Source organism: Okeania sp. SIO2B3 (genome assembly GCF_010672525.1).
Lineage (GTDB): Bacteria > Cyanobacteriota > Cyanobacteriia > Cyanobacteriales > Microcoleaceae > Okeania.
In genome coordinates, this window is sequence record NZ_JAAHGH010000006.1 from 58,520 (window position 1) to 81,920 (window position 23,401).

At 36.9% G+C, this 23,401-nt stretch carries 17 protein-coding genes and 1 pseudogene; 9 read left to right on the forward strand and 9 right to left on the reverse strand.

Annotated features, from left to right (window positions below):
- Both F6K15_RS08140 and F6K15_RS08145 read right to left on the reverse strand, forming a co-directional pair.
- Positions 1 to 2,182 (reverse strand): hybrid sensor histidine kinase/response regulator (locus F6K15_RS08140; protein ID WP_293059533.1); only part of this gene is annotated, 2,182 nt, incomplete at its 3' end.
- Positions 2,183 to 2,806: 624 nt separating this feature from the next.
- Complete coding sequence (locus tag F6K15_RS08145) at positions 2,807 to 4,399, reverse strand: ATP-binding protein (protein ID WP_293059536.1); 1,593 nt, start codon at positions 4,397 to 4,399, stop codon at positions 2,807 to 2,809.
- A 338-nt stretch (positions 4,400 to 4,737) separates the two neighbouring features.
- Between F6K15_RS08145 and F6K15_RS08150 the strand changes: the two genes are divergently transcribed.
- From F6K15_RS08150 to F6K15_RS08160, 3 genes are read left to right on the forward strand one after another with little or no spacing between them, the layout of a single operon-like run.
- Positions 4,738 to 5,025, forward strand: coding sequence for a hypothetical protein (locus F6K15_RS08150; protein WP_293059539.1), 288 nt, complete (start codon positions 4,738 to 4,740; stop codon positions 5,023 to 5,025).
- 34 nt (positions 5,026 to 5,059) lie between these two features.
- Positions 5,060 to 5,455 carry a transposase gene (locus F6K15_RS08155; protein ID WP_293059542.1) on the forward strand — a complete coding sequence of 132 codons (396 nt, stop codon included), beginning with the start codon at positions 5,060 to 5,062 and terminating at the stop codon, positions 5,453 to 5,455.
- Complete coding sequence (locus F6K15_RS08160) at positions 5,436 to 5,753, forward strand: IS200/IS605 family accessory protein TnpB-related protein (protein WP_293059545.1); 318 nt, start codon at positions 5,436 to 5,438, stop codon at positions 5,751 to 5,753. The genes F6K15_RS08155 and F6K15_RS08160 overlap by 20 nt, the downstream gene beginning before the upstream one ends.
- Positions 5,754 to 6,156: 403 nt before the next feature.
- Here F6K15_RS08160 and F6K15_RS08165 read toward each other — a convergent pair whose 3' ends face one another.
- The 4 genes and pseudogenes from F6K15_RS08165 to F6K15_RS08180 form a co-directional block, all read right to left on the reverse strand.
- Positions 6,157 to 6,714 (reverse strand): HEAT repeat domain-containing protein, encoded by a 558-nt coding sequence (locus F6K15_RS08165; RefSeq protein ID WP_293059548.1) that lies wholly within the window; start codon positions 6,712 to 6,714, stop codon positions 6,157 to 6,159.
- Between the two features lie 39 nt (positions 6,715 to 6,753).
- Positions 6,754 to 7,194, reverse strand: a pseudogene (locus F6K15_RS39030) (signal transduction protein); the annotation flags it as partial.
- A 1,331-nt stretch (positions 7,195 to 8,525) separates the two neighbouring features.
- The gene (locus tag F6K15_RS08175) at positions 8,526 to 9,839 is read right to left on the reverse strand and encodes a glutathione S-transferase family protein (protein ID WP_293059553.1); all 1,314 of its coding nucleotides are present in this window, start codon (positions 9,837 to 9,839) and stop codon (positions 8,526 to 8,528) included.
- A 371-nt stretch (positions 9,840 to 10,210) separates the two neighbouring features.
- Positions 10,211 to 11,533 carry an O-antigen ligase gene (locus F6K15_RS08180; protein WP_293059556.1) on the reverse strand — a complete coding sequence of 441 codons (1,323 nt, stop codon included), beginning with the start codon at positions 11,531 to 11,533 and terminating at the stop codon, positions 10,211 to 10,213.
- A gap of 889 nt (positions 11,534 to 12,422) precedes the next feature.
- On the opposite strand from F6K15_RS08180, the gene F6K15_RS08185 reads away from it, so the two are divergent.
- Both F6K15_RS08185 and F6K15_RS08190 read left to right on the forward strand, forming a co-directional pair.
- Positions 12,423 to 13,229, forward strand: a complete 807-nt coding sequence (locus F6K15_RS08185; RefSeq protein WP_293059559.1) for an MOSC domain-containing protein — start codon at positions 12,423 to 12,425, stop codon at positions 13,227 to 13,229.
- Between the two features lie 350 nt (positions 13,230 to 13,579).
- On the forward strand, positions 13,580 to 13,723 hold the full coding sequence (locus F6K15_RS08190) for a hypothetical protein (protein WP_293059561.1): 144 nt from the start codon (positions 13,580 to 13,582) through the stop codon (positions 13,721 to 13,723).
- Between the two features lie 461 nt (positions 13,724 to 14,184).
- Here F6K15_RS08190 and F6K15_RS08195 read toward each other — a convergent pair whose 3' ends face one another.
- A complete protein-coding gene (locus F6K15_RS08195) occupies positions 14,185 to 14,379 on the reverse strand; it encodes a hypothetical protein (protein ID WP_293059564.1) in 195 nt (64 codons plus the stop codon).
- A 128-nt stretch (positions 14,380 to 14,507) separates the two neighbouring features.
- On the opposite strand from F6K15_RS08195, the gene F6K15_RS08200 reads away from it, so the two are divergent.
- Entirely contained in the window at positions 14,508 to 14,717 is a 210-nt protein-coding gene (locus F6K15_RS08200; RefSeq protein WP_293059567.1) for a hypothetical protein, read from the forward strand.
- A 113-nt stretch (positions 14,718 to 14,830) separates the two neighbouring features.
- On the opposite strand, the gene F6K15_RS08205 is transcribed toward F6K15_RS08200, so the two are convergent.
- On the reverse strand, positions 14,831 to 19,195 hold the full coding sequence (locus F6K15_RS08205; protein WP_293059569.1) for a CheR family methyltransferase: 4,365 nt from the start codon (positions 19,193 to 19,195) through the stop codon (positions 14,831 to 14,833).
- Between the two features lie 1,278 nt (positions 19,196 to 20,473).
- Positions 20,474 to 20,635, reverse strand: coding sequence for a hypothetical protein (locus tag F6K15_RS08210; protein ID WP_293059572.1), 162 nt, complete (start codon positions 20,633 to 20,635; stop codon positions 20,474 to 20,476).
- Positions 20,636 to 21,152: 517 nt separating this feature from the next.
- Between F6K15_RS08210 and F6K15_RS08215 the strand changes: the two genes are divergently transcribed.
- The 3 genes from F6K15_RS08215 (at position 21,153) to F6K15_RS08225 (ending at position 23,383) form a co-directional block, all read left to right on the forward strand.
- Positions 21,153 to 22,481 carry a 16S rRNA (cytosine(967)-C(5))-methyltransferase gene (locus tag F6K15_RS08215; RefSeq protein WP_293059575.1) on the forward strand — a complete coding sequence of 443 codons (1,329 nt, stop codon included), beginning with the start codon at positions 21,153 to 21,155 and terminating at the stop codon, positions 22,479 to 22,481.
- Positions 22,482 to 22,878: 397 nt separating this feature from the next.
- A complete protein-coding gene (locus tag F6K15_RS08220; RefSeq protein WP_293059578.1) occupies positions 22,879 to 23,109 on the forward strand; it encodes a transposase in 231 nt (76 codons plus the stop codon).
- On the forward strand, positions 23,078 to 23,383 hold the full coding sequence (locus tag F6K15_RS08225; protein WP_293059581.1) for a hypothetical protein: 306 nt from the start codon (positions 23,078 to 23,080) through the stop codon (positions 23,381 to 23,383). Before F6K15_RS08220 ends, F6K15_RS08225 begins: the two co-directional genes overlap by 32 nt.
- Positions 23,384 to 23,401 lie beyond the last annotated feature (18 nt).

Below are 23,401 nucleotides of genomic sequence, written 5' to 3' on the forward strand. Positions count from 1 at the left end.
CTTTACTTTTGACGGTAATATCTCCTCCCATTAACTGCACAAATTTACGACTAATGGGTAATCCTAATCCTGTTCCTTCTTGACTATTTTTACCTGTTTCAGTTTGGGAAAATGCTTCAAATAATTTAGGAGTTTCAGCTTCAGCTATTCCTGCTCCTGTATCTCTGACTTCAAAAATAATTGTGGCTTTTCCTTGACTTTCTCCCTTTTCAAATGAGGGATTTTTTCCAGAACTTTCCCCCCTTTCTAAGGAGGGATTTTTTCCAGAACTTTCCCCCCTTTCTAAGGAGAGATTTTTTCCAGAACTTTCCCCCCTTTCTAAGGAGGGATTAAGGGGGGATTCTTTTTGCCTTTCTAAGGAGGAATTAAGGGGGGATTCTTTTTGACTACCAACTGTGACACTTACCCCTCCTTCAGATGTAAATTTAATACCATTATTGATTAAATTAATTAAGACTTGACGGAGTTTAGTTTCATCAGTATAGATATATCGAGGTACATCGTCTTGATGGTCAAAGACTAATGTTAATCCTTTATTTTCGGCAGTAATATGTAATAAGTCTTCTAGTTCGTTCAACAATGAATAAAAATCAAAGGTTTTCCCATGGAGAGTCATTTTCCCCGCTTCAATTTTAGATAGGTCTAAAATATTATTAATTAAGGTTAATAAATAATTGCCACTTTTATTAATGATAGTTGTATTTTCCTTCTGTTCTTGAGATAAACTTTGAGAACGCATCATAATTTGAGAAAAGCCCAAAATAGCATTTAAAGGAGTCCGTAGTTCGTGACTCATATTAGCAATAAAACTGCTTTTTGCTTGGTTTGCAACTTCCGCTTTTTCTTTAGCAATGGATAATTCTTCCGTTCTTTCTTCAACTTTTTTTTCTAAAACAATATTTTGTTCTTGAATTAATTTTTGGTTAAGTTCAGCATTTTTCAATGCTTCATTTTGTGCTTTCTCTCTTTCATCTTGAATCAGATTAATTCTATCTGCTAAAGCAAAGGAAAATAATAATACCGATAAACTAAAAGTAAAATTTGAACGGTTCTCTACATAAAAACCATAAGGTATAAAACCAAGAGCACTAAAAGAACGAATAATTATTCCTAAAAGAGGGGAAAGCATAGCTAATAAAAAATATTTACTTGGCTTATATCTTTGTCTCCATCTTATCAAAGCAATTGTTAATATTATGACACTAATAACTATAACATTAAAAATCACGATAATATTATGCCATTTTGTTGGTATTGATATAATAATTACCATAACTATAACTAAAGATATAATAAATAAAAATCTATCTATTTGAGGAACATATTTTTTAGTTTTTAAGAAAGACTGGGTGAATTTTATCCAGGAAAACAACATTAATAATACGGCTAATGATTGAATCTCATGATAGTTAGGAAAATTACTCCACAATAATTGATGTCCTATTCCATCTCGACATAATCGAAACCATAAATAACCGATAATAAACAAGATAAAATGTAGATAACTTTTGTCTTTTAAAGAAATAAATAAAAATAAGTTATAACCAATCATTATCACAAAAGTTCCATAAGCTATTCCTAAAGATAAAACATGATTTTGATCCTCCTGGAAAAAAGTTTCCAAAGAATAAATATTTAAGGGAATAACTAAACTAGCTTTTGAAGTTAAACGTAGATAAATAGTTTTTTCATTATTGTCAGTAAAAGGCAAACTAAAGATAAAAAAACGATGGTTAAATTCTCTAGTGCTAAAAGGTAAAAATCTGCCTGTTTGAATTATTTTAAATCCTTTTTTTTCTCCTCGATTAAAATAAAAATCTACTGTACCTGCACGAGTATCATTTAAACTTAATATCCATTTTTGTGTCACACTTGCTTGATTTTTGACTCGAAAACGAACCCAGATTGCTGATGTTTTTACACCTAAGTTGGGGATGTTTTGATTACTAGGAGTAAATTCTCGATCAACAATATCTTCAATAGTTAATTCTCTAGTTTGATCTTCAAATATTTCTAAATGTAATCCTAAAGGATATTTGGTATTTTCATCGGTTAAAATCACAGGATTATTAATATGCTGTAAGTTCTGATTATTTTGAGCATAAATCTTAGATGCAGAAATCAATAAACAGAAACTAACCATTATCAAGACTAAGAGTCGTTTAATACAAGTTTTATTCATGTTATGTTACCTGATTAAATAAATTAATAAGTTAGAGCGAATCTAAAATTATCAACTAAGACCATTTTTGTACATCATTTTTTATCAAAATCATAAGGGTCGCGCAACCCCACCTTTTAAGGCGATCGGGTTTTTGGAGAGTTGCTCAAATCCCCTACTTCCCCTCCTGGGAGGGCTATGCTTTATAAACATCTTTCTTAACATAAAACTTGACAAAACAGACAAGTTATGGGTTAGTCTGGGAGCGGCTTTTTCGGGAGAAAATTGTATTGAAAAATACACGCAAGTGTGAGGACTGTAGACAAAATTCTTACTCCCCCCTCTTCCCCCTCTTCCCCCTCTTCCCCCTCTTCCCCCTCTTCCCCCTCTTCCCCCTCTTCCCCCTCTTCCCCCTCTTCCCCACCCTCCTACAAGGGTTTCAGGAGTTCCTTATAAGGGATAGCTGGGAGGGGTTAGGGGTGGGTTGGGCTTGCGGGTGGGTTAACTTCTGACTGAAATGAAGTGTGTCTTACATTCTGGAGGGGCTGTGTGCGGAATTACTTCCGCACAGTAGGCGCCCCGTAGGAGACCTCGCCAATTAGCACTCGCTTCTGACTTCTGACGCGCGTTAACATATCTTGATGTTCAACACCTAAATAATTCAATTAATTGCCTAATAGTCTTAAATTGAAAATCATTGACTAAATTAGTTAATTTTTCCGCTAATAAAGATTCTTCAACCGGAATTTTTTCTATTAATTCTAAGCTCAGATCGTCATCTAAAGCTTTCACTGCATCATACAGTTTATCTAACCATTCACTCGGCATTGCCTGTAAATCTTCTACTGTTAAACTAGATAATTCAGTAGCAGTTGGAGATGGACTTTCCTCTTCATAAATATATTCAACTCCTAAATGCTTTTTCATTGTCTCAAAAATCATTGATTCTCGAAATGGTTTTCTGACAAAATCATCACATCCTGCTGATAAAATAATTGCTTTCTGTTCTTCTAATACACTTGCTGTTAAGGCAATTATTGCCGTGGCATTTCCTTTAGTTGTACCTTTAATTATTTGAGTTGCTTCATAACCATCAATCACTGGCATTCTCATATCCATCCAAATTAAATGAGGTTGCCATTTTTCCCAAATTTCAATGGCTTCTTTTCCATTTGTAGCTTCTTTTAATTCAAATCCTAATGGTTGTAATAGCTTGATTAATAATAAACGATTAGTATGGCGGTCATCTACAATTAAAATTCTATAACGGATTTGATTGGGTTTGAGAGCAATAACATGACGCGGAATTTCTTGAGTTTCTATATCTGTTTTATTGACAATATAAACTGCAATTTTAAATCTAAAAGTTGTACCTTTTCCTACTTGACTTTTAACAGTAATATCTCCTCCCATTAAATTGACAAATTTACGACTAATGGGTAATCCTAAACCTGTACCTTCTTGACTATTTTCACCTGTTTCTGTTTGAGCAAATGCTTCAAATAATTTGGGCATTTCATCTTCAGCAATTCCTGCTCCTGTATCTCTCACTTCAAAAATAATTGTTGCTTTTCCATTACTTTCACCCCATTCCAAAGAGGGATATTTTCCAGAACTTTCCCCCCTTTCTAAGGGGGAATTAAGGGGGGATTCTTTTTGACTACCAACTGTGACACTTACCCCTCCTTCAGATGTAAATTTAATACCATTATTGATTAAATTAATTAAGACTTGCCGGAGTTTAGTTTCATCAGTATAGATATATTGAGGTACATCATCCTGACGATCAAAAATTAATGTTAATCCTTTATTTTCTGCGGTTATATGTAATAAATCTTCCAGTTCGTTTAAGAAAGAATAAAAGTCAAATGTTTTAGCATTGAGGGTCATTTTACCCGCTTCAATTTTAGATAAGTCTAAAATATTATTAATCAAGGTTAATAAATAGCTACCACTGTTATGAATAATAGTTGTATTTTCCTTATCTTCTTTTGATAAACTCGGAGAACGAATCATAATTTGCGAAAAGCCTAAAATAGCATTTAAAGGAGTCCGTAATTCATGACTCATATTAGCAATAAAAGTACTTTTTGCTTGGTTTGCTACTTCCGCTTTTTCTTTCGAGGTTTGAAGTTGTAATTCTAATACCTTGCGTCGTTCAATTTCCTGCTTTAGTATTTGATTCCAAAAGAAGATAACTATCGTTCCACCAATTCCTCCAATTAATAAAATAATCAACCACTTAGGTATGGTTTCTTTTACAAATTCTTTACCACCGTACCAATGATTATAGGTTTCATAATAGATAGATTGTCGATCTTTCTTCCATTGTTTGAGATATGTATCAATGGTTTGACGGATATCATCATGTTTACCTTCTGGGGTAGCAAATGTTGAATGAAAATTGTATAAAGTAGTTGCTAAAAGTAGAAAAGTGTTGTAATATTAAACAGGAAATAACTCTAATTAGTTATAGCGGGTGAATGCGACTTGTTGACAGACATATTATTAACCGAACACATCAGTATTGGCGGGTGTGTGATCAATTAGCCTTTAAATCAAAAAACTTGTACAACTTGGCTAATTATTATTGTCGTCAGCATTTTTTCAAGTGTGGAAAAAGTCTAGAATTAACTAAACTGTACCACACCACCAAAGATAGCGATGCCTACAGAGCATTACCAACGAAAGTATCAAAACAAATAATAAAATGCTTGGTTGCAACTTGGCGTGGTTATTTTCAGGCAATAGGAGAATGGTCAAAACATCCACAAAAGTTTTTAGGTAAACCCAAAATACCAAAGTATAAGAATAAAACTCAAGGTAGGAATGTAGTTATATATTCATGCATAGTCTGTATATAAAGCACCACTAAAGGACGGTATTTGTCACTTATCTATGAGTGATATCAAAATACCTGTAGTGGTTGAGTCTGTAGTTGAAGTCAGGATAGTACCTGCAACTGGCTGCTATGTAATTGAAGTAGTGTATGAAAAAACTGAACAACAACGGGTAGAGTCAAAATATGTAGCAGGAATAGACTTAGGGATTGACCGTATAGTCGCTCTATCTACAAATAAGCCTGGTGTCAAACCACTGCTGATTAACGGGAAGCCACTAAAAAGCGTCAATCAACTATATAACAAGCGTAAAGCTAAGTACCAAAGTCACCTCAAAGGCAACAGAAAAACCAGTCGTAAGATTGAAGCGTTAACCTATCACCGAAATCGTTTTGTCGAGAATTATCTGCATAACACCAGTAAGTTAGTGGCCCTTGTATTTAACCACAAATAATATTGGTACTGTAGTCATAGGCAAAAATGATAACTGGAAACAAGGTGCAAATATGGGCAAAAAAAACAACCAAAATTTTACTCAAATACCTCACTATAAGTTAATTCAACAGATAACTTATAAGTGTCAACTGGTTGGGATAAAAGTCATTGAAACCGAAGAAAGTTACACCAGTAAAACATCTGCTATTGACCTAGAAAAACCAATTAAACATGAAAACTATGTAGGTAAACGAGTCAAACGTGGTTTATTCAGGAGTGGAACTGGTATAGTCATTAATGCTGATGTGTTCGGTTAATAATATGTCTGTCAACAAGTCGCATTCACCAGCTATAATTTATTTTAAGTCCTGTACCTGTTTAATATTACAACACTTTTCTACAAATAGCAACTACTTTATACAATTTTCATTTAAATACCACAACGCATCAATACCTCTGCCGACATATTCTGAATCTTGATGTTGTTGAATCTATTGAACAATAGTGGAAAAGAACATTGAACTCAAATGTTTGTTTGGCATTTTTGGGCGATCGCCCTTACTATTGTCCAATAGTTTCTTTTCCTAGAGCGAAAAAAATTAGTCAATAGCCTCCCCTTTTAAGGAGCTTCAGCTAGAGGTACTGATAACTGATAACTGATAACTGATAACTGAAATGACTCACTCTTTGAAGTTGAAAATCTAGATGTTTTCCACCATCTCAATTTTCCTCGCCTACGACTAAATACCACAACACATCAATAACTCTGCCGACATATTCTGACTCCTGATGTTGTTGAATCCATTGAATGATAGTGGGGAGGATATGGTTGGATTTTTTACCCAATTTGCCCAAAGCATAGGCTGCCATCCAACGCACATCAGAATTCTCATCCTGAAGTAGAGCTAGTAGGGAGTTAATTACTGTTTCGGAACTGTTACCCAAATTGCCCAAAGCATAGGCTGCCATCCAACGCACATCAGAATTCTCATCCTGAAGTAGAGCTAGTAGGGAGTTAATTACTGTTTCGGAACTGTTACCCAAATTGCCCAAAGCATAGGCTGCCATCCTACCCACGTCAGAATTCTCATCCTGAAGTAGAGCTAGTAGGGAGTTAATTACTGTTTCGGAACTGTTACCCAAATTGCCCAAAGCATAGGCTGCCATCCTACCCACGTCAGAATTCTCATCTACCACATCAGGCATAACAAAAATATAGGCTAACTTCTCAGACTTTTCTACCTCTTGCCCAGGCACAGAAATACCAGCAAATTTCACATCATCAAACCAATTTGCTAACTGTTCAAAATAATTTTGTTTAGCAACCTGAAATTTAATATAAGTATTAGTATGCTGAAAATAAGCATTAATAAAAATCTCTAACCATGACTTGAGACTTGATTGAATTAGTGGAATATTTTTAGCTTCAGCTTCCTGTTGAAATACCGTAATTAAAATATCAACATCTGGCTTACCTAGATTAATTAATGGTTTTTATAATTCCGTCAAAACAGCAGAATGTTCAAAATATTGACTCAGAAATTTGTTAACTCCATTCCAACCATCCCGTTTAGCCGAATAAAACAAAAGCTGTTGAGGCAAGAGTTCTTTTTCCCATACCTTAACAGCTTTTTCTCCAGCTTCAATAGCCTTTTCTATATCTGTTTTATTCAAAGTTTTAGTTAAGCGATCGCCCGCTTTTTTCACAAGATAACCCCCTACTTTTGGTATTACCCAACTTACTAAATCTGGCCCCATAAATTACCCTTAATTAAATTCACTTCAATTTTAATCTTGCTTTCATAAAATAGGTAATATATTCCGGATAATTACTTATATATATAGCTATCAGCTATCAGCTAGAGTCAAAACTTTTAACTGTAATGTTTTGAAGTTTCTTAGCTGTCCTAATCTTAATGCGTAGTGCTATAATCAAATTTTTGCTTGTAGTTTTGCTCTAGTCCTTACAATTAAGCATTCAGCATTCAGCTAGAGTCAAAACGTTTAACTGTAATATTTTGAAGTTTCTTAGCTATCCTAATTTTAATGTGTAGTACTATAATAAAGTTTTTGCTTGTAGTTTTGCTCTAGTCCTTACCGAATAATTAAGGTTTAAAGCCTCTCCTTTAAAGGAGAAAAAAGCGGTCGTTTTGCTGGCGCACAACTCCGTTAACGCTGCGCGACATGTTTGCGTAGCATTCCGTAGGAAAAAGCGCAGCTTCCCGAAGGGTGGGATGGATGGTTTTCCTAACCATATCCAATCAATCAAGAGAAGAAAAAATTTTCCTTTTAGTCAATCCTCTTCTTTTCCAGGAGAGGTAATTATTAATTATTAATTATTAATTATTAACTGTTGAAAATACTTGGTTCCGGTCGTAAAAAATCAAATCAATTAGGGACTTCAAAATCAAAAATTATGGGTGCATCTCAATTTTGAATAAAGCCAAAAATTTATCGCTTTTAGGGAACAGGGAACAGGGAATATATAGGATAAAAGTATTTTTGCTTGCTATGAGATGCACCCAAAATCATCCTATTAGCTATGAAATTCATTAATGGATAATGGATAATGGATAATTGATAATTACCTCTGGTTAAAACCGTTACAGAATTGAATATAATATCATGTCCGGATAATTAGTGATCAAAAAACTTTCTCCTTCTTTTCTTCTTTCTTCCCTTCTGAATTCTGTTTGCGTAGCATTCCGTAGGAAATTGCAGAATTGCTGAATTCTGAGTAGTTTATTTGTAACTGTTCAACCGGACATGATGTAAGGAATATTGTCTTTTTTTTCCTGAAAATGAGAGGCTTTAAACCTGAATTATTTAATTATTAATTATTAATTATTAATTATTCGGTAAGGGAGTAGGGAGTAGGGAAGAAATTGAAAAAGTAAAAGAGTAGAGAGTAGCTAGTTAACGATAGAATACAAAAACTGGGATAATTTATTTTCTGCTACTGCCTTATTACACAGAAATTATCAATTCTTCCCTCCTACTGCCTACTACTTACTGCCTTATTACACAGAAATTATCAATTATTTCCTCCCTGCTGCCTACTGCCTACTCCCTATGGGTGGAGGAGATGTCTAATAGATACTAGACAACATCGCATCAATTGTTGTTTCTAAAGCAACTGCTGCTCCCGCACTCATATCCCGAGGAACACAAACTCTATTTCTGAGAAAAGCAAGAGCGATCGCTCCCACAGCAGCATCAGCAGCAAGTTCCTCCTTTCCTTCATTCTGTTGGTCAGTTTTGGAGTCAACTGGTTTGTCAGAAAATAATGGAATACTTCCTTCAATCAAACAATGAACTAAACGTCTCAAATGCCCATCAATAGCTGATTCAATACTGGGTAAAGTCTCCTGACTCACCCATTTTTTAATTCCCGAATTTTTGATAATATCAGCAATCACAGTTTGGTAGTTACTACTTAATCTCGCGGCTGCCTCCATAAAATAGTCTTGTTTGTCACTTCCTGCTTCTGCATGAGGTTGTGGTTGAGTAACACTTAGAGATTTATTATTATGGATAGGTTGTACGCCAAATAACTTGTGCATAATCAAATTATTAGTTCGAGGACTGGGTTTGACCCGTTGATAAGCAGAACGTTTATTGATAGCTGTCAACCATTGGTTGAGTCGAGGAAAACGGTCGTTATTGTATAGAGAATATCCCCGGAATACAGGTAAATTTGCTGCGAACCTTCTGATAGCTGGAGTATACATAATATCCACCAAACTAAACTCACCCATAAAATAAACACCAGGATATTGACCCAATGTTACCTCCAACTGGTCTAATTTTGTCTCAAAAGTTGTTTGCAAATTCAGCAGTTGTGCTGCCATCTGTTCCGGAATAGTTTCTGTAGACTGCTCGGAATTAAATGGTTTGCCTCGGAGAAACTCATATCCCGATCTGACTAAACCATTGGCATCAAAATTCTCAATCATATCTAATGCCACAGACTTTTCTTGAGAGGCGATCGGCAATAGAGGAAAGCGATCGAATTTTTTTTCTAAAGCGAGCAGAATATCTTTAGACTCATAAACTAACTCCCCCTCAATTTTGGCTGCGGGAACCAATGCTGTTGGTACCATATCCTTATACCACTGTGGTTTGTTTGATAAATCAATTAATTCAGTTTCAAAAGGAATTTGTTTTTCTTCTAAAGCAAACCAAACTCTTTCACAGAAAGGACACCAAGCATGAGTATCTCGATAGAGCAATACAGAAGGTTTTTCTTCAGGACTGAGTCGATGGAGATAACTAGATATTGTTGCGGTGGCAGGTGTTTGTCCTGGTCTTGATATCCATTTTGCCGTAGTATTTTGTTGGGCAACCTGTAGTAATTCTTCCCAGTTAGGAAGAGATTTTTGTTGAGATGTTTCTGTTTTCATTGCTAGTTTTATTTGTTGAATATACAGGAATTACGCAGATACTCTACATATAGCGAGGGCGCCATTCGGAGCTTGGCGTTAGCCAATGCCATTCACCCCTACAGATGGTGATTTCAAGGTAAATTCGCGTAAGTCCTGATAGATTTATTGAACATTTTACCATAAATAAAAGTCAAATAAATATTTCGTAGTGGCGTGACTTACTTCTTACTTCTTCCTTATATAGCGAGGGCGAATGCCATTCGCACCTACAGATGGTGATTTCAAGGTAAATTCGCGTAAGTCCTGATAGATTTATTGAACATTTTACCATAAATAAAAGTCAAATAAATATTTCGTAGTGACGTGACTTACTTCTTCCTTCTTCCTTCTTACTTCTTCGCAATTAACCCACAAATTGCAGCTAAAAGTAACCACCCTATGGTATTTACTCGTAAATCAAACAAACTCACATCAAACATATTAAATATAGTACAAGCAGCAAAAGCCACTAAATAACTAAAAAATATTAAACGGTCTCCTCTGGAATAAATTGATGACCAATTCATTAATAACAATACTGCCTTTGCCAATATCCAACCCACCCAACCAAACAAAAACAAAGCAGCAGGAATTCCAGTTTCTGCCGTTAACATCAATAATAAATTGTGGGGATGACCAAGCCACATTTGCATCTTGGCTTCATACAAAGGAGTAAAATTCCGCAAACCCCAACCACTCCAAGGCTTTTCTAAAGTCATATTCCAAGCAAATTGCCATTGGGTACTGCGTAGAATGGCTACAGGTCTGTCAAAATATTGATCCGTGAGTCGTGCCCAAAAGTATTCCGGAACAATTATCCGTAACCATTCCTGCAAAGATGCAGGAGCAAAAGCAGCTCCAAATACAGTTGCCACTGCTGTCATTACTAACCACACTAACCAATGCCAACCTAGATAAATAGCATAAGCAAGACCAGCAAATACCACTAACCCCCAAGCATTGCGTGAATTTGTCAAAACCAAAGCAATGCCATTACTAATTATTGCCACTGTCAAAACAACAAATTCTTGAGACAACTTACCATGAAAAATATTGAAGCGACCCATTTTCTTTTTTGGATGTGCGCTCTCTTTCCTCACCCTGTTTCCAGATAAAAATTTCCATTTTTCAATCCACAACCCCAACCCTAGAATAAATACAACCGTCAAATAAATTGCGAGAATATTAGCATACATAAATACTGAAGCCATTCTCCCTGGAGGGTTGCCTTGTGGTGCAAGAACCCAACCTAAAATAATTTGTATGCTTAGGGGGCCAGACCAACCCAAAAATAATTGTCCGAAACCTAAAATGACTACAGGAACTGAAGAGAATACCATTACCCAAGAAAGTCGCCGTAGTTGGGATGGAGTTTGAATGAGAGTACTCAAGGCAGCAAATACCCCAAAAAACGGTAATAAATTAGCTAGTCCTAAAAATGCTTCCTGGCGGTCTAATGCAAAAAATGTAGCGATCGCTAACCAGACAGCAAGACCAGCTAAGGCTATATTGTGGGGACGACGAATAATGCTGTGCCATTTTTGTTGCCAAATGCTAATAACAGCAAAAATTATAGTTAATATACCTATAGTTGGTAACATAGGAAACAGTAATAGTCCTACTTGAGTGCATTTCCACTCTTTTTGTAAATAACGATGAGAATTATGATTCAATTTTTTTAGGTATTATTCAATAATTGATAATTGATAATGGATAATTGATAATTACCTCTCCCTAAAAGGAAGAGGATTGAATAAAAGGAAAATTAATTCATTGTTTCTCCTTGGTTATGAGAGGATTTTTACCTTAATTGTTCGGTAATAGAATATTTTAGTAATATAGTAATAGTAATTTCCAAAAAGCGTGAGGAAAAAAATTCTAGGTTTGAGGTAACAGGGAAACGCATAATGATATAAACTTATTCCTATATAATTTTTTCTAATTTTCCTATCTTGGTATGATAATATCATTTTGAAAAAAGAATGTTCAAAATAATAAGGGCAATTAAAATACACGCCTAGGAGATGTGCCTTTGACTACAAAGATAACTTACCGAATAATTAATAATTAATAATTAATAATTAAATAATTCGCGCTTTGAAGCCTCCCCTTTTAAGGGGAAAAAAGTGGCCGTTAGCGGAGCTTCCCGTAGGGTGGGATGGCGAGGAAACCTCGCCATATCTGATCGACCAAGAGAAGAAACAATATTTCCTTATATTCAATTCCGTAGCGGTTAAAACCCGAGGTAATTATCAATTATCCATTAATGAAGACCTAATAAATGGTATTAAAGCTATTAGACATCTCCGATAATCAAAAATAAAATCAATTATCAAACATAAATTATCAATTCTTTCCCCCTACTACCTACTGCCTACTCCCTATGCATGGAGGAGATGTCTATTTATTCTGACTCCTGACTCCTGACTTCCCCTCCCCTCCTGGGAGGGGTTAGGGGTGGGTTGGGAGGGGTTAGGGGTGGGTTGGGAGGGGTTAGGGGTGGGTTAACTCCTAAGAAATAACCTAACTATTTGTAGCAAAGATTTATAAAATTGATATAACATGAAATTAGCAACAGTTAAACAATTATTTATTCACCCAATTAAAGGGTTAACTCCTAAAAATTGCCAGAATTTTTTCCTCACTTCAGGATATGGCATTAAAGGCGATCGCGCTTTTGCTTTGATGTTTCTCGACTCTGATCGCCAGACCGCAGGGCCAGAAATTATACCTTGGATGAGTAAAAAGCATTTTGCAGTACAAAATGACTGGCCTGGGTTAGCTGCTTTGAATTGTGAGTTTGACCCAGAAACTGGATTTTTGACCGTGCGACGGCAGGGGGTTGAACTACTGAAGGCAAATACAGTTTTATCTGAGGAACGCGACCGCGTTAGTGCTTTTTTCACAGATTATTTGAACACTCTCACACCGAATAAAGGAGCGCGTCATCCTCAAAAAGCTCCCGTGCAGTTAGTGGGAAATGGCAAGACAACTCGTTATCCCGACCGCGAAATTGTACATATTTCTATTATTAGTCAGGCAACTCTGGATGATTTAGGAGAAAAGACAGGCAAGATATTAGATATACGGAGGTTTCGCCCTAATGTGGTTGTGGATGGAATAGATGCTTGGTCAGAATTTGACTTGGTAGGAAAACAGTTGCGCTTGGGTAATGCTAAAATTACTGTTACTGCTAAAATTGGGCGTTGTATGAATATTGAGGTTGACCCAGAAACAGGCGATCGCGATATACCTTTATTATCGGTATTGAAAGAAAAATTTGGTCACGCTCACACAGGTGTTTTGGCAACTGTTGATAGTGATGGGGGTGTAGCGGTTGGCAATATTTTGCAAATTTTGAGTGATTAATTTCTAGATTTTTTATACCCATAATTATGATAATCTAAATCAAAATTAATAGGAAGTTAAATTATGGAAAGTCAATTATCCGGAAGTTGGCAAGACTGGGTAGGAGTAGCAGGTTATGTTTTATTTGCAGGTTTTATTGTCTGGCGCGTCCTAACAATGCCATCAAAATGAGTTATATCATTTCCGGATAAGAGCACAATAGAACTCCGTTCCGCTGACGCGACCAAAAAACTTTATCCTTCTCCTCCTCTTTCTTCTTCTTTATTTCCCTCCTGGGAGGGGCTAAGGGTGGGTTGACTCCTGAGGACTGACTCCTGAGGACTCCGTCGTTATCAATAGGAAGTTAAATTATGGAAAGTCAATTATCCGGAAGTTGGCAAGACTGGGTAGGAGTAGCAGGTTATGTTTTATTTGCAGGTTTTATTGTCTGGCGCGTACTTAACAATGCCATCAAAATGAGTTATAGCGCTATGTGTTGGGTAGTAGCTTGCTAGAACGAGAGGATAGGCCATTCAAATATTATATGAAATCCGGTTATACAGTTATCGCACTTTCTACGTCCATTCAATGTAGACATAAAATGCCTACTTATCCCAAGATTTTTCCCACTCTCATCCTTACTTTCTCCTGAGGACTGAGGACTGACTCCTAAATCATACAATAACTAATTATCCGGAACTATATTAGACATTTGGTGGAAACTTAGATATGGAGAGAATTGTTCGTGTTTCCGACCGGACAGCATATTCCCTGTTGCTTTTGGGATCTGTTGCCTAATCCTGCAAAAAGTTTCTTATTTTTAGTCAGATGTCTATTATCTGAAATCTGGTTATACAGTTATCGCACTTTCTACTTCCATTCAATGCAGACATAAAATGCCTACTTATCCCAAGATTTTTCCCACTTTCATCCTTCCTTTCTCCTGACTTCCAACTCCTGACTCCTGACTACTGATTTATAGACTATCGTCAGATACAGGCATTAATTCTTCTTCTCTGCTGTAAACAAAAGGTTTGTTGTCATAAATACTAGACAAGACATATTCAAAACGAGTACCTTTTTGATTGCTATGTTTGATAATTCTACAGATTTTTCCAATCCATTGATACTCAATCAACATTACATAGTCGTTTACTTGAAAGCTCATCATTATAGTTCTCCTCAAAGTTTGCTTTTCTTAAGTATCTTCAGAATAAGACACAGACTTAATGTCGCACTTCACCTATGAAGGTGATTTTGTTTTCCTCCAACTGGGTGATTCTATAGCACTGGCCATTATTGTATCAGGATTTACAGAAGGGAAGTAAGTGTAGTGGTAATGGGGAGTGTGGGGAGATGGGGAGATGGGAACCCACCCCTGACCCCTCCCAGGAGGGGAATTTGGGGAGATGGCTAGATGGGGGGATGGCCAGATGGCCAGATGGGGAGATGGGGGGATGGGAACCCACCCCTGACCCCTCCCAGGAGGGGAATTTGGGGAGATGGTAATCAAACATAGTATTACTATTGATAAATGGCATTAAAACTCAGACAACGTAATGATTTTTCCTTCTTCCTTCTTCCTTCTTCCTTTTTCCTTCTTCCTTCTTCCTTCTTACTTCCTACTCTTCTTCCATCAATTCAGCAATAAGATCGAACCGAAACTCATCAGCTAATTCCATCAAAGCGTCTGTGAGTTGCTGGTGTTCATCTGGAATTTGCTCTAATAGAGAAATGACTTCCTCAGAGCTACAGCTAAGAGCTGCCATTTGAAGTTGAGAGCGAAACTCTGAACTCAGACTCATATCACTTAAGATGTCTTTAGATAAATTAGATACTGCTGAAGCATCAGTGTCAGGAGCAGGGGTAATATGACAAGAACTATATATGTATTTAACACCAATACATTCAGCAATTGAGTTGAGCAAAACATCTTCTTCAACTGGTTTGGAGAGTATATGACAACAGTTATCTTCCAAAAATGAATGTTGCTCGTCACTAAAAGCTCCAGAAGCAGAAAGAGCAATAATCATAGTATTTTGACCTTCAGGAGTAGATTTAATCTGTTCAATAGCCTCAAACCCATTCATTCCAGGCATTCGTAAATCCATACAAATTAACTGTGGTTGGTGCTGTTCCCACTGGTGGAGCGCTTCTTCACCGTTAGCTGCCTCTAATATTCGGAAACCTAATGGTCTCAACATCATCAGCAGCAATTTTCGATTTTCTTCTATGTCATCAACTACTAAAATACGATATTCTGGTTGTTCGGGAGCGAGACCTAATATTTGTTGAACAATGGGCAGCTTGGTATGGGTAGTATCGGCAGCATAATTAACTATAATTGAGAAACTAAAAGTTGTTCCTGAACCCAGGCAACTTTGGACATGAATATCGCCACCCATTAGTTGTACAAATCCCTGACTTATTGACAAACCCAAACCTGTACCTGTTTGAGAATATCTACCTGCTTTACCTTGAACAAATGCTTCAAATATTTTCTCTAACTCTTGCTGAGTAATGCCTTTACCTGTATCTTCAATCTCAAACTCTAGGTTATTAGTTAAATCCACAGGGTTCACTTCTGTATCATTAATTTCTGATATTTGTGCAACTCGGACGCTTAACTTTACATGACCCACATCAGTAAATTTGATGGCATTGGAGAGGAAATTAATCAGTACTTGTCGTAGTTTCTGTCGATCGCCATAAATATATTGAGGTACTCTCTCATCAAGCTCAAGCAATAAATTAAAACCTTTTTTTTCTGCACTTGGTCGAAACATTTCTCTCAGCTCTGTGATGAAGGCTTTAAAATCAAACAAACTTAGCTTAAGCTCCATGCGGTTAGCTTCGAGCTTGGAAAAATCCAAAACTTCTTCGACCAATTCTAGTAAATTATTCCCACTTTTATATATCAGGTCTAACTGCTCTCTTTGCTGGCGATCGAGATTATCTCCATGGGCTAAAAGTTGGGTAAAACCGAGAATCACATTTAGAGGTGTTCGCAGCTCATGAGTCATCTGCTTGAAAAAGTCACTCTTAGTTTTGTTAGCTGCTTCGGCTAATTTTTGGCTTTCTAATAACTGTTGCTGAGTTTGCTTGAGTTGAGTAATTTCTGTAATTACTCCACCAATTCCTTGTTTGCCGTTTTCTAATTCTACAGGATAATAACTTGATAGCCACCAACCTACTGTTTCAATATTAGTAGGATGAGGAGCATTGATTTCAATATTTCTGATGATTTCTCCTGTTTCCAATATTTCATGGAATAAGGGATTTAATTGATCTGCTAAATACGGCAGCACTTCTGAGAATATCTTGCCAATATTTTCTGATACGTTTAAGTTATTAATCTCAGCAAAAATAGGGTTAATGCGTAAAAATCTTAATTCTTGGTCTAGTAAAAACAAACCTGCGGGACTAGATTCATACAAGCTTTCCAGAACATTATTAGTGCGTGTAAGTAGAGTTTTGGTCTTTTGGAGTTCGTTAATATTTACTAATGTGATGACTATACCGTCGTTGATGTCATCTTCCCGGATATAGGGATGAATGCGCAGGAGTAAATTTTCTCCGGTAGCAGATAAAGTTACTTCCCTCTCAATTAATTTTTGATTGCTGAGAGCTTGTTGGATAATTGCGATGAAGTCTGGACAGTCTAGGTTGTGAGTAAAATGATATATAGGACGGTTAATATCAGTACCTCTAATATTAATAGCTTGGGTAGCAGGAGGGGTAAATTTACGAATTTTAAGATTTTTGTCGAGAAAAACTACGCCGATATCTATGCTACGGAGGAGATTATCAATATCTTCGCTCAGATGAGTCAGTTCTTCAATTTTTGCCTGATATTGGGAGTTAATAGTAAATAATTCTTCGTTTGTTGACTGTAACTCTTCATTGGTGCTTTGAAGTTCTTCGTTGGAAGCTAGTAGTTCTTCATTGGTAGCTTGTTGCTCTTCATTAATAGTTTCCAACTCTTCTACTGCTGCTTGTAAATTTTCTCTGGTTTGTTGGAGTTCATATTCTAGCTCTGTAATTTGTTGTGCCACTTCAGGTGCTACTTCATAGACTTTTTTTTGGCGATCGTTTAGTAAAGATACCGTTGGTGGAGTTTCTATTTCCAGAAATACTATTAAATATTCTTCTAATGATGGAGCATTGCAATTATAACCAACTCGCAGAGTAATATTTTCTTCTCGATCGTTTCGGTAGAACTTAATTCCAGTATACAAAACTGTCAGCTTGTCCCGTTTGGCACGATGCAGTGCTGTATCCAAAGGTAGCTTGAGTTCTGGTAAAATAATGTCGGTGATTTCTAAATTTGCTTCCCCAATGGGAATTTGCAGTAGATCGGCCTCATTATAGAAAACATTCAGCAAGCGGTTATCTACATTGACCAACAAAGCAGTAATTTTTCGCTCCCCAAAACCTACTTGAAATACTTCTGTCAGCATTTTGTCAAGTCTGGAGCGATTAAGTTTTGTCTGTATGGAATAATAGATAGTAGGCATGGTTACTGCTTTTGGAGCCAGATGAGTTAAGGATAGCTGCACATCTCGTCGCTTGCGATAGACTTTAAAACAAGATTTGAGGACGATAAATTCTTCCTCCAGTTCTCTAACGCTTTCAGTATTACCTAAAAATAAAATTCCTTGGGAAGATAAGGAAAAGTGGAGTAACCGTAGCACTCGTTGCTGCAATTCTGGCTGCATATAAATTAGTACGTTACGGCACGAAACTAAATTCATCCTGGAAAAACCAGGATTTTTTGTCAGGTCGTGAGGGGCAAATATCAACATTTCCCGTAGCGATCGCTTTACCTGGTAACTACCTACTTCATGGTGAAAATATCGTTCTAAGTATTCCTGAGATATATATTTAGCAATAGACTCTGGATAAATTCCCCTAGCAGCAGTTTCTAGAGCATTAGTATCAATGTCTGTGGCAAAGATTTTCACATTCAGGGACTTACCTGTTTCTCGTATAGCTTCATTGAGTAGGATAGCCATTGAGTACGCTTCTTCTCCAGTTGCACAAGCACAAACCCAAATTCGCAATTGTTTTTCTTCCTGTTGAACTTTCTTAACAAGTTCGGGCAAAATTTCTGTTCTTAAATATTCCCAAGCTGGAGGGTCTCGAAAAAAGGAGGTAGCACCGATCAGTAAATCTTGATAAAGTATTTTTTGTTCTTCTTCAGAATTTTTGAGATAATGAATATAATTTTCTAGCTTTCCAGATCGTACTAAAGTGCAACGATGAATAATTCGACGAGTGATGGTGGAAGTTTTGTAATAGGAAAAATCTACCTCTTTATATTTGTAGAGGATACTTAATATTTCCTGTAGCTCTTCGGAAGGAATTAATGGTGATTCTCGATCGTCTCTAGAAAATAATGGATTTTCTTCCCACTCCACAATGTGATAGATAAGTTGAGCAAGTTCTACTGGAGACAAGATTTCCTCAATTAACTCAGGGGAAATGGCATTGGTGGACATACTGGTAAATTGGTCTGTTTCTGGAGATTTAACCAGGGCAACACCATTAGCATCACGGATGGCTGCTAATCCTTCTTGGCCATCACTACTGCTACCGGGAATAAGAATGGCAAGAGCGTGCTTTCCCCATTCTTGTGCCAGAGACTTGAAAAAATAGTTGATGGGAGTGTCAGACTTTAAGAGAAGGTCGAGTAAATTTAGGGTCTGAGTTTCTAACTGTAGATATTTTCCCTCTGGCACAATATATATAGTCCAGGGGTTCATTTTCATTCCATCTTCTATTGTATGGACTGTGAGGCTCGTTTTTCCTTCTAGAAGTTGGACAAGCTGACTGGGAAAATTAGTAGATTGATTTTGGACTACTATTATGAATGCAATATTTAGTTGCTTTGGCAGATGAGAAAAAAATGTTTCTAATAGTTGTATATTCTCTGCAAATATTGCTATACCTACCACAAACAATTGGTTTTCTAATTGTAATTTCATTTTTTAATGGGGAAGAAGGAACAGGGAATAGGCAATAAGTTGTACCTCACTTTTTTGATCGACGCTATAAAAATCATTTGTTCTACATATTTAACCGGACTATCAAATATAAAATTAAATAGCACTCAGCAGTCAGCGGTCAGCGGTCAGCATTAGGACTTTTTTTACCGAAAAATTGTGGGTATGTGCCTCCCCTTTTAAGGGGATAATAAGCGGTCGAGGGATGGCGAGGTCTCGGAGCCATATCCAATCGACCAAGAGAAGAAAAATTTTCATCTCTTTGTCAATCCTCTTCTTTTCAAGGAGAGGTCATTATTAATTATTAATTATTAATTATTAATTGTTGAAGCCCTCGTCGGAGATTTCAACCCCAACTCAACCATCCGGTGCATTAGTTGCATATTGTATAAACCCAAGGTCAAAAAGCTGAAGCGCTGTTTGCAGAGCATTCCGGTACGGAAAATTCTGAAGCGCTGATAGCTAGTTAATTTTGTTTGACTACATTATTTTAGTAAACTTTTCAAGAAAATAGGGAATAGAGAAATACTTTTTTAATGAGGAAGAGGGAAGAGGAAACAGGCAATAGGCAATAGGAATTAGGTTGTACCTCACTTTTTTAATCAACGCTATAAAAATCATTTGTCCTACATATTTAACCAGACTATCAAATCAATTAATTTTGTTTGATTACTTATTTTAGTAAACTATTCAAGAAAGTAGGGAATAGGGAAAGACTTTTCAACTATCAGCCTTATTTAGTCAATATTTATCTACCCATTGTAAATTCTGAACAGTTTAACTAGCTATCAGCTTTTATCAAAATAATATGGGTCTAATACCAATTTGATAAATATTTGCTACAAATAGTTAGGCTATTTCGTAAGGAGTCAACCCACCCCTAACCTCTCCCTGGAGTGCAGGGGAGGGGAATTCAGGAGTCAGGAGTCATCTGGGAATGGCGTCAATACCATTTTTAGGCCGGAAATCATCCTTTTTATCAAAGGACATATCCTACATTTGTCTTTTTATTCCTCTTACTATTCGTAACATTCTTTTTTTTAATTGGTATAAAACCCCGCTTTGATTGGCGAAATATTTTTGGAGAGTTGCTCACGCATCCCCTACTTCCCCTCCAGGGAGGGGTTATACCAATTTGATAAATATTTGCTACAAATAGTTAGGCTATTTCGTAAGGAGTCAACCCACCCCTCGCCCCTCCCCCTCCCTGGAGGGCAGGGCTAATTCATTGCCTGGGGAGAATATTCATAAGAAATACATTTAATTGTGCAAATATACAAATCCCCCCATCCCCCCATCTCCCCATCTCCCCACCCTTCGCCTCCTGGGAGGGGTCAGGGGTGGGTTCCCATCTCCCCATCTCCCCATCTCCCCACCCTTCGCCTCCTGGGAGGGGTCAGGGGTGGGTTCCCATCTCCCCATCTCCCCATCCCCGTGATCAATTTTTCTAAGGGTGACAATAAATAAACCCTGCTCCCTGGAGGGGGAGTCAGGAGTCACACGGGAATAGCTTCAATACCAGTTTTGAGCTAGGAAATTATATTTTTTGTCAAAGGGAGACCTCCTGCATTTGTCTTTTTCTCATGCTTATTATTCGAACACATTCTTTTTTCATGCATGGTATTAGGGGTGGGTTAACTTCTGACTTCTGACTTCTGATTTCGTTAAAGCTCTGGGTTAAAATTCCCTGATAGAAACCGGATAGTTTAGGAGCAGTTGAAATCTCCTTCTCAACGTAAAAAAAATGTTTCGGCGCTGCGCCGACATGTTTGCGCAGCATTCCGCAGGAAAACGCGGAGCGGAACAGAGTTCTATCCTACTGATTGCTGAAAGTTGAGTACTGACCGCTTCTTGAAAGTTAAAATTATACATTTATCTGATCATGTTATAATTTCGAGACTAATAATAAAAGTTCTTAAGATTTTTTTAATTAATTGTAGTGAATAATAACCCTCGTCAATTAGTTTTTATTATCCTCCAAGAAGTTTATCGAAAACAAGCTTTTGCTGATTTTGCCCTAGATAAACATCTCAGAAAAAATGATTTAATTGATACCAACCGTAGATTAGTTACAGAATTAGTTTATGGATGTGTGAGAAAGCAGCGATCGCTTGATGCAATTATCGATCGATTAGCAAAAAAGAAATCTCAGCAACAACATCCAGACTTACGGATAATTCTCCATATTGGTCTATATCAATTATCTTATTTAGCACAAATCCCAGAATCAGCAGCAGTTAATACCACAGTTGAGCTAGCAAAAGAAAATAAACTAGCTAAATTAGCTGGTTTTGTTAATGGTTTACTCAGAGAATATATTCGGCGAGAATTGACGATTGACCTGCCAAAAAATCCAGTACAAAAATTAGGGACCTTATATAGTTTTCCTGACTGGATAATTGAATATTGGATAGAGACATTAGGTTTAAAAGAAACTGAAGAATTATGCTCATGGTTCAATCAATCGCCTAGTCTTGATTTAAGAATTAATCCACTCAACACCTCAATTACAGAAGTAGAAACAGCAATTAAAAATACAGGTATTTCTGTTAAATGGATGCCCCAATTTCCCCAACTTTTAAGATTAACAGGTGCAGTAGGTTCAATTCAAAAATTACCGGGTTATAAAGAGGGTTGGTGGTCAGTTCAAGATAGTAGCGCTCAATTAGTTAGTTATTTATTAAATCCACAACCAGGAGAAATAATTATTGATGCTTGTGCTGCCCCTGGAGGTAAGGCAACTCACATAGCAGAATTAATAGGAGATAATGGCAAAATTTTTGCTATTGATAAAACAGCTTCTCGACTAAAAATGTTAGAACAAAATTCTGAAAGATTGCAGTTAAAATCTATTTCTATCTCTATAGGAGATAGTCGAAGTTTTCCTGAATTTATCGACCTAGCTGACCGAGTTTTATTAGATGTACCTTGTTCTGGTTTAGGAACTTTACACCGTCGAGTAGATGCACGGTGGAGACAAACTCCAGAAAATATTCAAAAGCTCTCAAAACTTCAAAGTGAATTATTAGAAAATACTGCCAAATGGGTCAAACAAGGGGGAGTTTTGGTATATGCAACTTGTACAATTCATCCTTTAGAAAATGAGGAGGTGATTGAGAAGTTTTTGACAAATAATTCTGAGTGGGAAATTGAAGCGCCAACTATTGATTTTATAGTGTCTCCCACTGCGGAAGGATGGGTAAAAGTTTGGCCTCATAGAGAACTAATGGATGGCTTTTTTATGGTGAAATTAAGAAGAAAGTGTTAGCAATTAATAATTAATAATTAATAATTAATAATTACCCATTCTTAGAGGTTGTCTGAGAAGTCCCATTTGCTACATCGCTCGCCCCCGCGCATCCCCCAATATTGGGGGACTAGAGCAAGCAAATTGACTCTTGTTCCCCCAAGGTTGGGGGGCTAGGGGGGCAAAATTCAGTATAAAAAAACTTTTCAGATATCCTCGCCATTACAAAGTACAATTCTAGTTCATTCTTCTACAGGGGTGATTTTTGCGTTGTATGAGCCAAGTATAAGAGCTGATTTATAAAGATAATCTAAGGAAAGTAGGGGATTAAGTGAATATGGTGTTATCTGTTAGTTATAATTAAGCTATATTGTGACTAATGAGCCGTCTAACTGCGATAGCTTACGCTTAACCGGAGGTGATCGCAAATCCTCAACGTCAACCATACCCAAGTGACCTGAGCGACTCAGAATGGGAAATACTCAAGCCTCTAGTACCATTACCCAATGGCTTTGGTCATCCTATAGAGGTGGATTTCAGAGAAATCTTCAACGCCATATTCTATGTGCAACGGACTGAATGTCAGTGGAAAATGATGCCTCATGATCTACCACCTTATGGCACAGTATACAGATACTTCAAAAAATGACAAAAAGGCGGTTTTTGGCAACAGATACACTGGTATTGTACGCCAAAAATTAAGAACAGAATTAGACAGGGATGAAGACTCAACTGTTGCCATTGCTGATTCCCAGTCAGTGAAAAAAACAGAAAAAAGCGCACCGCCCGCGCTGAGGAAACCTCAGCGTAAGGACGGAGCAAGCAAGGCTCTGTCTACGGCGCGCGACGGTGGCAAGAAAGTTAAGGGGTGTAAGCGTCACATTGTAGTAGATTCCCGAGGTACAGCAATCCTAAAACTCTAACTAACCTTCTTATACCAA

Coding starts and splice junctions, on each gene's coding strand:
- F6K15_RS08190 (WP_293059561.1), top strand. CDS start 13,580: ATGGAAAGTCAATTATCCGGAAGTTGGCAAGACTGGGTAGGAGTAGCA.
- F6K15_RS08210 (WP_293059572.1), bottom strand. CDS start 20,635: ATGGGGAGATGGGAACCCACCCCTGACCCCTCCCAGGAGGCGAAGGGT.
- F6K15_RS08185 (WP_293059559.1), top strand. CDS start 12,423: ATGAAATTAGCAACAGTTAAACAATTATTTATTCACCCAATTAAAGGG.
- F6K15_RS08195 (WP_293059564.1), bottom strand. CDS start 14,379: ATGATGAGCTTTCAAGTAAACGACTATGTAATGTTGATTGAGTATCAA.
- F6K15_RS08175 (WP_293059553.1), bottom strand. CDS start 9,839: ATGAAAACAGAAACATCTCAACAAAAATCTCTTCCTAACTGGGAAGAA.
- F6K15_RS08225 (WP_293059581.1), top strand. CDS start 23,078: ATGGCACAGTATACAGATACTTCAAAAAATGACAAAAAGGCGGTTTTT.
- F6K15_RS08155 (WP_293059542.1), top strand. CDS start 5,060: ATGAGTGATATCAAAATACCTGTAGTGGTTGAGTCTGTAGTTGAAGTC.
- F6K15_RS08205 (WP_293059569.1), bottom strand. CDS start 19,195: ATGAAATTACAATTAGAAAACCAATTGTTTGTGGTAGGTATAGCAATA.